1 protein-coding gene is annotated in these 13777 nt (G+C 52.6%); it reads right to left on the bottom strand.

What is annotated here, in order from left to right; all coding sequences use genetic code 11:
* Positions 1-71: 71 nt before the first annotated feature.
* Positions 72-13775 (bottom strand): amino acid adenylation domain-containing protein, encoded by a 13704-nt coding sequence (locus tag AC53GJ_RS10250; protein WP_496732579.1) that lies wholly within the window; start codon positions 13773-13775, stop codon positions 72-74.
* Positions 13776-13777 lie beyond the last annotated feature (2 nt).

Genomic DNA, 13777 nt, shown 5'->3' with positions numbered 1-13777 from the left:
TTTACACTCACTTTATCCACCCTCACAAATTAAAATTGTTAAATTCATTGAATACAGAAATAAAATTATTACTACCTATTTAAAATATCATCAATCAAAGCAGCCAGACCTTGAACATAAGGTTGTTCCATGACGCTAAAATGCCCCCCCTGAACTTCATGAGCTACGGTATTTATAGAATAATTTGACCATCCCAGATCGTCTCTATTAGATTGATTCTGACTAACTTTTATTAGGTCAATTTTGGTTTCACCAGGCGTTGGCTGATATTTATCAAGCGCACTATAGTTTGAATCCAAAATATTGAATTGATTTTGAAAATCTTCCAATGAATATTCTTGCGGCAAACGTTGCTGCTGTTTTGCTAATGACAACAACATTTCTAGCAATGTAGCCACAGGCATCTCTTGTAGTCGCACTGTACTGGTCAGGGCCTGGCTATAGTCTATGAACAACTCTGATGCTATTGTCTGCAACAACAAAAGATTTCGTTCTTGCAAAGTAACTGACTTAGTTAAACGGGATGAATGTGAATCAACCATGATTACGTGGCTGGTGTTTTCTAATCTTTGAGCCATGTCATATGCGACAAGCCCGCCCATTGACCAACCTAATAACGAGATGGTGGTTGTTAAATTTTGTTGTTTTATTTCGGCAACATAACAGGCAGCCATCTCCTCAATGGAGGCATGTCCGCTGGACTGAATACCATAGACATCCCCCGGAAAATTCAGGCATTGCAGCAAAGTGCGATAACTCCAGTAACCTCCACCTACAGGGTGGATACAAATTAAGGTTCTGGTTGATGCGGGCACGATACGCAGCGGTACTACATGAAGATGCGTCTTGGTTTCGGTCTCAACTGCAACTGAATCACACAACAGCGCCAACTCAGCAAGCGTCTGATTCGCAAACAGATCCTGCACCACCAGGCGTCGTTTTGACCAAGGCTGGCTGCGACTGAGCATTTTTACCACCAACAACGAATGCCCGCCCAGCGCAAAGAAATTATCATGCCTCCCCACCTGCGCTACACCCAGCAGCTGTTGCCAAATCTCCGCCAACTGTAACTCTGTTGTTGTCTTTGGCGCTTCGTACTCCGCATGCATCTGACTCACATCCGCTGCCGGTAACGCTTTGCGGTCTATCTTGCCATTCGCGCTTAACACAAACTTATCTACCGCTATCAACAACGTCGGTACCAAATGGCCTGGTAATGCTTTGCTCAGTTGCTCTCGCAATTGCACCGCATCTAACTCTGACCCCTGATAATACCCCACCAATATCTGATGACCCTGACTGTCACGGTGTGCCGTCACCAGTGCCACCTCTGCACCACAACTTTGCAGCGCAGCTTCTATCTCTCCCGCTTCTATCCGGTAACCTCGGATTTTTAGCTGAAAGTCATTGCGACCCAGGTAGTCCAGCTCACCATCTGCCCGATATCGCACCACATCTCCGGTCCGGTATAACCGCTCTCCCGCCACAAATGGACTGGCAATAAACCGCTCTGCTGTTAATTCCGACCGGTTCAGATACCCTCGCGCTACGCCCGCACCGCCTATATACAACTCTCCAGAAACGCCCAATGGCGCCCGCTGCAATTGCCCGTTTAGCACATACAGCTGAGTATTACTAATCGCATATCCAATAGGGACCGCGGCCTGTTTAAGGGCCAAACTTAACAGTGAGTCACTACGCACTGTACAACCCACTACCGTTTCGGTTGGGCCATATTCATTAAATAGCTGTGCCTGCGGAAAATACTGCTCCAGCCACCGCAATGCCGTTGCTGTATGCAACTGCTCTCCGCCCACAACAAAGTGATGCGCCTGAGCCGATGGCACCGACAGGCACCCCATCAGACCATCCAGATGCGCTGGCGTCAGTTTCCACACCATCGCATGCTCTGCCTTCATCAGGAGCGCAGCCAACTCCTCCAGCTCATGACCTGCCTGAAGCAGACAGTATCCCCCCACCAACCAAGGCCCATATAAGCTGGTGACAGTGGCATCAAATGATAATGGCGTACTGACCACTGCATCCGACAGTTCACTGAAGTATCTTGCCTTGATGTCCGTCAGGTAATTCAGCACCCCCCTATGTTCTACCACCACCCCCTTCGGCTGACCAGTTGAACCTGAGGTGTAAATCACATAGGCCCCATCACGACTGCTACCCAGCAGTTGCGGGTTATCCTCTGCCTGTGTTTGAATTTCCAGTCTGTTCACATCCAGCAATACCGTGGCCACTGCGCTTAGCGCCGCAACACCATCATCATCACACAACACCACACCCAACCCAGCATCCGTACAGATGTACCCCAGTCGCTCCGCCGGATACGAAGGGTCCAGTGGCACATAAGCACCACCCGCCTTCAGCACCCCCAACACCGACACCACCAGCGCTATACTGCGCTGCTGACAAATACCAACCAGTGTCTCTGCTGTCACCCCGTATTCACTACGCAGATAATGCGCCAGTTGATTCGCCTGTCTGTTCAGTTCGCTATAGCTCAGTTGTGCATCCCCACACACCAGCGCCACTGCATCCGGCGTCTTCGCTACCTGCGCTTCAAACAACTGATGAATACATAAGGCGTCCGGGTAATCCACCGCCGTCTCATTCCAGCTGTCTAACTGCGCCACTTCCTCAGCATCCAGCAGCGCCAGTTTATGCACCGACTGTGTTGGTGCCTGTAAGGCTTCGCTCACCAGCCGGTTAAAGTGACCTGCCATCCGCGCTATAGTCGACACCTCAAACAGGTCGCTGTTGTAGTTCCAGCTCAGCATCAGCTCACCGTCCACCTCAACCGCTCTTAGTGTTAAATCGTACTTCGCACTTGCGCCTTCATCCGCCACCGGCTTCAGCGTCAGCCCCGGTAACACCAGTTCACTCTGCTCGTTGTTCTGCAACACCAGCATCACCTGAAACAGCGGACTGTGACTCAGACTGCGCTCCACCTGCAGCACTTCCACCAACTTCTCAAACGGCACCTGCTGATGGGCATAAGCCCCAAGACAGGTCTCACGGCTCTGCCGTATCAAGTCCACCAACCCCGCTTGTGCCGACACATCGCTTCTGAGCACCAGGGTATTGACAAAAAATCCTATCAGTCCCGCCACTTCCGCTTGCTCGCGGTTCGCCACCGGACTGCCCACTACGATATCTGTCTCATTGCTGTACCTTGACAACAACGCGCTAAAGACCGCATGCAACCCCATAAACAAGGTCGCTCCTTCTTTTTGGCACAACTGCTTCAGCTTCTGCGCCTGCTTTACATCCAGTTGACTCTCTACTGTGCCTCCGGCAAAACTCTGTTGCTTCGGCCTCGCCTTATCCTGCGGTAAACTATGCAGCACCGGCAACCCCGCCAGTTGCTCACGCCAGTAACTCAACTGTCTCTCCAGCACCTCGCCCTGCAAATAATCCCGCTGCCACAGCGCATAATCGCCATACTGCACCGTTAACTCTGCCAGCTCCGGCTCTACACCCGCCACGCCTGCACGGTACAGCTCACTAAACTCTTTCACCAGCACTCCCATCGACCAACCGTCCGAGGCAATGTGATGCATATTCGCAACCAGTACATACTCCTGCGCCGCAACTTTTATCAGCAGCACACGCAGCATCAAATCACGACTTAAATCAAACGGCTGTCCCAGCACTGATGCTACCCGAGCTCGCACCGCCGACACCTGAGCGGCTCCTTCCTGCGCCTGCACATTCTCCACTCTCAGTTCTATCTGCACATCCGCATGCACCACCTGATACGGCTCACCCTCCGCATCTTTATCAAAGGTCGTGCGCAGCACTTCGTGCCGCTCTACTATCTGCTGCAACGCTTGCTGCGCCACTGCCACATCCAACTCACCTCTCAGCTCCAGCACCACCGGCATATGGTAATGAGGACTGCCTCCCTCTATCTGGTCCAGCAACCACAACCGCTGCTGGGCAAACGACAGCGGCAATGGGCCTTCATGCTTGACTGCCACTATCGCCGGAATGGAATCGCCTTCACCCGCCTGCTCAATCAGTCTGGCCTGCGCCATCAGTTCGCTGTGACTGAACAGGTCACGTAGGGACACCACAACCTCCAGTTGCTGCCGGATTTGACTGGCCAACCGGGTTGCCAACAACGAATGCCCGCCCAGCGCAAAGAAATTATCATGCCTCCCCACCTGCGCTACACCCAGCAGCTGTTGCCAAATCTCCGCCAACTGTAGCTCTGTTGTTGTCTTTGGCGCTTCGTACTCCGCATGCATCTGACTCACATCCGCTGCCGGTAACGCTTTGCGGTCTATCTTGCCATTCGCGCTTAACACAAACTTATCTACCGCTATCAACAACGTCGGTACCAAATGGCCTGGTAATGCTTTGCTCAGTTGCTCTCGCAATTGCACCGCATCTAACTCTGACCCCTGATAATACCCCACCAATATCTGATGACCCTGACTGTCACGGTGTGCCGTCACCAGTGCCACCTCTGCACCACAACTTTGCAGCGCAGCTTCTATCTCTCCCGCTTCTATCCGGTAACCTCGGATTTTTAGCTGAAAGTCATTGCGACCCAGGTAGTCCAGCTCACCATCTGCCCGATATCGCACCACATCTCCGGTCCGGTATAACCGCTCTCCCGCCACAAATGGACTGGCAATAAACCGCTCTGCTGTTAATTCCGACCGGTTCAGATACCCTCGCGCTACGCCCGCACCGCCTATATACAACTCTCCAGAAACGCCCAATGGCGCCCGCTGCAATTGCCCGTTTAGCACATACAACTGCACATTCGCTATCGCACGCCCTATCGTCGGCTGCTGTCCTTCGAAAATCTCGCCCCAACTGCTGTTTACCGTACATTCAGTCGGCCCATACAGGTTAAATGCCCGTCGTCCACACCTAGCCATCAAACTGCCTATCCGCCGCCACAGCGTCGGTGAAATGGCATCACCGCCCAGTGCCCAGTGAAATTCTCCTGCAGCATCACCTATACCAAACACTTCTTGTGCCATTGCTGGCGCGCCATCTGATAATTCGACTTTCATCTGTCGCAGACTGGCCAATAGTAACTCCGGAGAGCGCTGCGCTTCTTCCGGCACCACGCACAGAGTGCAGCCACCCATCAATGCCAGGAGCCCTTTGACTGCGCCATCAAACGCAAACGAAAGTGACCAACCCCATCGTTGAACTTGAGTAACGTCTATCAGATCTTTACGAAGTGCCAGTGTCAGATTCACTGCTCCCCTATGTTCTACCACCACCCCCTTCGGCTGACCAGTTGAACCTGAGGTGTAAATCACATAGGCCCCATCACGACTGCTACCCAGCAGTTGCGGGTTATCCTCTGCCTGTGTTTGAATTTCCAGTCTGTTCACATCCAGCAATACCGTGGCCACTGCGCTTAGCGCCGCAACACCATCATCATCACACAACACCACACCCAACCCAGCATCCGTACAGATGTACCCCAGTCGCTCCGCCGGATACGAAGGGTCCAGTGGCACATAAGCACCACCCGCCTTCAGCACCCCCAACACCGACACCACCAGCGCTATACTGCGCTGCTGACAAATACCAACCAGTGTCTCTGCTGTCACCCCGTATTCACTACGCAGATAATGCGCCAGTTGATTCGCCTGTCTGTTCAGTTCGCTATAGCTCAGTTGTGCATCCCCACACACCAGCGCCACTGCATCCGGCGTCTTCGCTACCTGCGCTTCAAACAACTGATGAATACATAAGGCGTCCGGGTAATCCACCGCCGTCTCATTCCAGCTGTCTAACTGCGCCACTTCCTCAGCATCCAGCAGCGCCAGTTTATGCACCGACTGTGTTGGTGCCTGTAAGGCTTCGCTCACCAGCCGGTTAAAGTGACCTGCCATCCGCGCTATAGTCGACACCTCAAACAGGTCGCTGTTGTAGTTCCAGCTCAGCATCAGCTCACCGTCCACCTCAACCGCTCTTAGTGTTAAATCGTACTTCGCACTTGCGCCTTCATCCGCCACCGGCTTCAGCGTCAGCCCCGGTAACACCAGTTCACTCTGCTCGTTGTTCTGCAACACCAGCATCACCTGAAACAGCGGACTGTGACTCAGACTGCGCTCCACCTGCAGCACTTCCACCAACTTCTCAAACGGCACCTGCTGATGGGCATAAGCCCCAAGACAGGTCTCACGGCTCTGCCGTATCAAGTCCACCAACCCCGCTTGTGCCGACACATCGCTTCTGAGCACCAGGGTATTGACAAAAAATCCTATCAGTCCCGCCACTTCCGCTTGCTCGCGGTTCGCCACCGGACTGCCCACTACGATATCTGTCTCATTGCTGTACCTTGACAACAACGCGCTAAAGACCGCATGCAACCCCATAAACAAGGTCGCTCCTTCTTTTTGGCACAACTGCTTCAGCTTCTGCGCCTGCTTTACATCCAGTTGACTCTCTACTGTGCCTCCGGCAAAACTCTGTTGCTTCGGCCTCGCCTTATCCTGCGGTAAACTATGCAGCACCGGCAACCCCGCCAGTTGCTCACGCCAGTAACTCAACTGTCTCTCCAGCACCTCGCCCTGCAAATAATCCCGCTGCCACAGCGCATAATCGCCATACTGCACCGTTAACTCTGCCAGCTCCGGCTCTACACCCGCCACGCCTGCACGGTACAGCTCACTAAACTCTTTCACCAGCACTCCCATCGACCAACCGTCCGAGGCAATGTGATGCATATTCGCAACCAGTACATACTCCTGCGCCGCAACTTTTATCAGCAGCACACGCAGCATCAAATCACGACTTAAATCAAACGGCTGTCCCAGCACTGATGCTACCCGAGCTCGCACCGCCGACACCTGAGCGGCTCCTTCCTGCGCCTGCACATTCTCCACTCTCAGTTCTATCTGCACATCCGCATGCACCACCTGATACGGCTCACCCTCCGCATCTTTATCAAAGGTCGTGCGCAGCACTTCGTGCCGCTCTACTATCTGCTGCAACGCTTGCTGCGCCACTGCCACATCCAACTCACCTCTCAGCTCCAGCACCACCGGCATATGGTAATGAGGACTGCCTCCCTCTATCTGGTCCAGCAACCACAACCGCTGCTGGGCAAACGACAGCGGCAATGGGCCTTCATGCTTGACTGCCACTATCGCCGGAATGGAATCGCCTTCACCCGCCTGCTCAATCAGTCTGGCCTGCGCCATCAGTTCGCTGTGACTGAACAGGTCACGTAGGGACACCACAACCTCCAGTTGCTGCCGGATTTGACTGGCCAACCGGGTTGCCAACAACGAATGCCCGCCCAGCGCAAAGAAATTATCATGCCTCCCCACCTGCGCTACACCCAGCAGCTGTTGCCAAATCTCCGCCAACTGTAACTCTGTTGTTGTCTTTGGCGCTTCGTACTCCGCATGCATCTGACTCACATCCGCTGCCGGTAACGCTTTGCGGTCTATCTTGCCATTCGCGCTTAACACAAACTTATCTACCGCTATCAACAACGTCGGTACCAAATGGCCTGGTAATGCTTTGCTCAGTTGCTCTCGCAATTGCACCGCATCTAACTCTGACCCCTGATAATACCCCACCAATATCTGATGACCCTGACTGTCACGGTGTGCCGTCACCAGTGCCACCTCTGCACCACAACTTTGCAGCGCAGCTTCTATCTCTCCCGCTTCTATCCGGTAACCTCGGATTTTTAGCTGAAAGTCATTGCGACCCAGGTAGTCCAGCTCACCATCTGCCCGATATCGCACCACATCTCCGGTCCGGTATAACCGCTCTCCCGCCACAAATGGACTGGCAATAAACCGCTCTGCTGTTAATTCCGACCGGTTCAGATACCCTCGCGCTACGCCCGCACCGCCTATATACAACTCTCCAGAAACGCCCAATGGCGCCCGCTGCAATTGCCCGTTTAGCACATACAGCTGAGTATTACTAATCGCATATCCAATAGGGACCGCGGCCTGTTTAAGGGCCAAACTTAACAGTGAGTCACTACGCACTGTACAACCCACTACCGTTTCGGTTGGGCCATATTCATTAAATAGCTGTGCCTGCGGAAAATACTGCTCCAGCCACCGCAATGCCGTTGCTGTATGCAACTGCTCTCCGCCCACAACAAAGTGATGCGCCTGAGCCGATGGCACCGACAGGCACCCCATCAGACCATCCAGATGCGCTGGCGTCAGTTTCCACACCATCGCATGCTCTGCCTTCATCAGGAGCGCAGCCAACTCCTCCAGCTCATGACCTGCCTGAAGCAGACAGTATCCCCCCACCAACCAAGGCCCATATAAGCTGGTGACAGTGGCATCAAATGATAATGGCGTACTGACCACTGCATCCGACAGTTCACTGAAGTATCTTGCCTTGATGTCCGTCAGGTAATTCAGCACCCCCCTATGTTCTACCACCACCCCCTTCGGCTGACCAGTTGAACCTGAGGTGTAAATCACATAGGCCCCATCACGACTGCTACCCAGCAGTTGCGGGTTATCCTCTGCCTGTGTTTGAATTTCCAGTCTGTTCACATCCAGCAATACCGTGGCCACTGCGCTTAGCGCCGCAACACCATCATCATCACACAACACCACACCCAACCCAGCATCCGTACAGATGTACCCCAGTCGCTCCGCCGGATACGAAGGGTCCAGTGGCACATAAGCACCACCCGCCTTCAGCACCCCCAACACCGACACCACCAGCGCTATACTGCGCTGCTGACAAATACCAACCAGTGTCTCTGCTGTCACCCCGTATTCACTACGCAGATAATGCGCCAGTTGATTCGCCTGTCTGTTCAGTTCGCTATAGCTCAGTTGTGCATCCCCACACACCAGCGCCACTGCATCCGGCGTCTTCGCTACCTGCGCTTCAAACAACTGATGAATACATAAGGCGTCCGGGTAATCCACCGCCGTCTCATTCCAGCTGTCTAACTGCGCCACTTCCTCAGCATCCAGCAGCGCCAGTTTATGCACCGACTGTGTTGGTGCCTGTAAGGCTTCGCTCACCAGCCGGTTAAAGTGACCTGCCATCCGCGCTATAGTCGACACCTCAAACAGGTCGCTGTTGTAGTTCCAGCTCAGCATCAGCTCACCGTCCACCTCAACCGCTCTTAGTGTTAAATCGTACTTCGCACTTGCGCCTTCATCCGCCACCGGCTTCAGCGTCAGCCCCGGTAACACCAGTTCACTCTGCTCGTTGTTCTGCAACACCAGCATCACCTGAAACAGCGGACTGTGACTCAGACTGCGCTCCACCTGCAGCACTTCCACCAACTTCTCAAACGGCACCTGCTGATGGGCATAAGCCCCAAGACAGGTCTCACGGCTCTGCCGTATCAAGTCCACCAACCCCGCTTGTGCCGACACATCGCTTCTGAGCACCAGGGTATTGACAAAAAATCCTATCAGTCCCGCCACTTCCGCTTGCTCGCGGTTCGCCACCGGACTGCCCACTACGATATCTGTCTCATTGCTGTACCTTGACAACAACGCGCTAAAGACCGCATGCAACCCCATAAACAAGGTCGCTCCTTCTTTTTGGCACAACTGCTTCAGCTTCTGCGCCTGCTTTACATCCAGTTGACTCTCTACTGTGCCTCCGGCAAAACTCTGTTGCTTCGGCCTCGCCTTATCCTGCGGTAAACTATGCAGCACCGGCAACCCCGCCAGTTGCTCACGCCAGTAACTCAACTGTCTCTCCAGCACCTCGCCCTGCAAATAATCCCGCTGCCACAGCGCATAATCGCCATACTGCACCGTTAACTCTGCCAGCTCCGGCTCTACACCCGCCACGCCTGCACGGTACAGCTCACTAAACTCTTTCACCAGCACTCCCATCGACCAACCGTCCGAGGCAATGTGATGCATATTCGCAACCAGTACATACTCCTGCGCCGCAACTTTTATCAGCAGCACACGCAGCATCAAATCACGACTTAAATCAAACGGCTGTCCCAGCACTGATGCTACCCGAGCTCGCACCGCCGACACCTGAGCGGCTCCTTCCTGCGCCTGCACATTCTCCACTCTCAGTTCTATCTGCACATCCGCATGCACCACCTGATACGGCTCACCCTCCGCATCTTTATCAAAGGTCGTGCGCAGCACTTCGTGCCGCTCTACTATCTGCTGCAACGCTTGCTGCGCCACTGCCACATCCAACTCACCTCTCAGCTCCAGCACCACCGGCATATGGTAATGAGGACTGCCTCCCTCTATCTGGTCCAGCAACCACAACCGCTGCTGGGCAAACGACAGCGGCAATGGGCCTTCATGCTTGACTGCCACTATCGCCGGAATGGAATCGCCTTCACCCGCCTGCTCAATCAGTCTGGCCTGCGCCATCAGTTCGCTGTGACTGAACAGGTCACGTAGGGACACCACAACCTCCAGTTGCTGCCGGATTTGACTGGCCAACCGGGTTGCCAACAACGAATGCCCGCCCAGCGCAAAGAAATTATCATGCCTCCCCACCTGCGCTACACCCAGCAGCTGTTGCCAAATCTCCGCCAACTGTAACTCTGTTGTTGTCTTTGGCGCTTCGTACTCCGCATGCATCTGACTCACATCCGCTGCCGGTAACGCTTTTTTATCTATTTTGCCGTTACTGGTCAGCGGCCACGCTTCTAAGACCACAAAAGCGGACGGTATCATATAGTCCGGCAACTGCTGCTGCAGACTGGTTCTGACCGCTTTCACTACCTCCGCTGTTGAGCCTTCAGCCAGCAGACTACTTTCGGTCAGACTGAGATAGGCCACCAGTCTTTTGTCACCCGATGCATCCGGCCGGGCGATAACCAACTGGCCTGATACGCCTTCACAGCGCGATAACTGCTGCTCTATCTCACCCAGATCAATACGGAAACCACGGATTTTAACCTGATGATCGATCCGGCCAACAAACTGTAGTGTTTTGTCATCATTCCAGCGTACTAAATCACCAGTACGATACATTCTGGCATCAGATTCTGCGACAAAGGGATCCCGGATAAAATGCTTTGCTGTTAATTCCGTCGCTCCCAGATAACCTGAAGCCACTCCGGCACCACCAATGTACAACTCGCCGATGACTCCGGCAGGCAACAACTGGCACTCAGGAGTTAATACATAGAGCCTGACACCAGGCAGGGGTCTGCCGACAGGCAGTTCGGCCGCACTGAATTCCTCACCATCCTGAGTGCTGAGCATTGCGGCACAAACAGATGTTTCTGTAGGGCCATAGTGATTAGATAAAGTCACCTGTTGCAAGGTTTGTCTGGAAAAACGTTTTACCACCTCCAGCGGCACAGATTCGCCGCCTATCATCATCAAAGATAAATGCGGGAGAACGGTTTCATACTGATTGCCAAAGTCTTCAACCCACCGACGCCACATAGCTGCCGGCGCATCAATAGCAGACACCTGATATTCCCCGCAAAACTGCTGGAGCGCTTCAGCATCGAGCTCTGCAGGTGCATGATGCAGGATCAGCGTTGAACCTACAGCCAACACCGGAAAGATATCGCCAACTGAAGCATCAAACACCAGTGGTGGGATCATCAGGACCCGCTGATCAACAAAGTCATGCCCGACAATAAATCCTTTGACCAGATTCAGTACATTTTTGTGACTAAGCATCACCCCTTTCGGGGTTCCTGTAGAACCCGATGTATAAATGACATAGGCTTCGTCATCCTCGTCAGCACAAACATCAAGCGCTGTCGGCGAAGCGCTGACATCTTCCACAATAATTACCGGACGCTGCAATGCAATCGCAGTTGCCACTACAGACAAAGCTGAAGGAGCAACTAGTGCTTTGATGTCGGCATCATTGACAATATAAGCCAGACGTTCAGCCGGATGTTGTGGATCAAGAGGTACGTAACTGGCTCCTGCCGCTAAAATACCCAACAGCCCGGTTAATGACGCCGAGGTTCTTTCTGTAACAATAGCAACTCTTTGGCCTGGCAACACGCCAGCCTCCGATAATTTCCAGGCAATCCCCTGCGCCCGCTCTGTCAGTTGGCAATAACTGAGCTGATTCGCCGCATCGACAATGGCAATGGCATCCGGTGTTCGTTTTGCCTGTTCCGAGAGTAACGTAAAAAGATTGCGTGTTTTTTTATCATCCCCGGTACCAAATATGCGGTCCAGTAACTGCTGCTTTGCGGCGCTGATGTCGACCTGATTCAGATTATCAAGCAGGTATTTTTTATCGGAGGCGGTAAGAATTGACAAGGTGGATAAAGCCACAGACTCCCTGGACTCAAGCGCGGCTAACTCGGTGAGCAACTGCAACAGATGCTCACTCAACCGACTAATATGCGAATGGGTAAATAGGCTGGTGTCATAAGTCCAGTCAACCGAAACACCGTTGTTTTCCAGTACAATGTTGACGTTAAGGTCAAACTTTGCCACTGTCTCATCATCCACTACCGGAGTGAACTGCACGCCATTAACTTCAAGTTCCTGGGCATCATCAGTGCGATTTTGCATCTGTGTTGTCAGCATAATCTGGAATAAAGGCGAATGCGCTGTTGTCCTCGGTAAATGCAGTTGCTCTACCAACTGTTCGAAAGGAATATCCTGGTGAGTCTGAGCATCAAGGTGTACTTGTCTTACATGAACAAAATATGCTGCAAGGTCAGCATGAGCTGTGTTCAGTCTCAGTGGCAGGGTGTTGACAAAAAAACCAATCAACGGCTCCAGTTCTGCCTGCAGCCTGTTAGCGACCGGCGTTCCGACGACGACATCCGGATTATTACCATGCCTGGCCAGTACCAATGCCAGCGCAGCATGCATCAGCATAAAAGGGGTCAGTTGATGCTCACTGGCTAGCGTATTCAGCCGCTCAGCGACATCAGCACCCAATTGAGCCAGCACCCGGCGCCCTGCGAATTGCTTCACCTCAGGTCGGGCTTTATCGAGCATAAGACTGTGCACTGGCGATACATCTTCCAGTTGCTTCAGCCAGTATGCTAATTGTTGCGCCAGTACTTGCTCCGTCATTGATTGGCGTTGCCAGTAAGCATAATCAAGATATTGCACATCTAATGGCGGTAGCGAATCAGCCTGCCCATCAACAATGGCTTTATACTGAGTGACAAACTCACGGACCAAAATATCCATCGACCAGCCATCGGATGCGATATGATGCATATTGAATAGCAACACGGCTTGCTGATTGTGTTCACCGGAATCACTCAAGACAAAAAAACTGACCCGTACCATTAAGTCAAGATTTAAATCAAACGGTTTAGCTATATCCGCCTGAATCAGCGCATTCAGCCTCGACTGGCGATCTTCAGCAATGCAACTCAAATCATGTCTGGTTATTGCGAAAACAGAGGTATTATCAACCTGCTGCCAGACGACACCGTCAACATTATGATACCTGGTACGCAAGATTTCATGTCGTCTGATAATCCTTGAAAACGCTTGTTCTGCTGCGGAAACATCAAAATTACCTGTCACATTAAACACAACAGGCATGTTGTACTCCGGGCTTCCACCATTGAGCTGGTCAATAAACCACAAACGTTGCTGGCTAAATGAAACTGGGAACAGTTCCTGATCTCTGCCGATCCTTGTAATAGCAGCCAGACTCTTTTTCATGTTAGTTTGTGAAAGCCTGGTCAGTGTTTCAATTAACTGCTCTTTGTGAGTTTTAATGTCCTGCCTCAATTCGGGAGTAATCCCGCCTTCCACAGCTTTTACAATTAACTTGCCATCCTGAACGGAAATAAATATACCCTGCGCCTTCGCCTGTCTCAATAACTCAATGCTCATCA

This window comes from Rheinheimera sp. B2H12 (assembly GCF_059620065.1).
The sequence above is the reverse complement of the archived record's forward strand: the minus strand, read 5'-3'. Positions and strand labels throughout refer to the sequence as shown.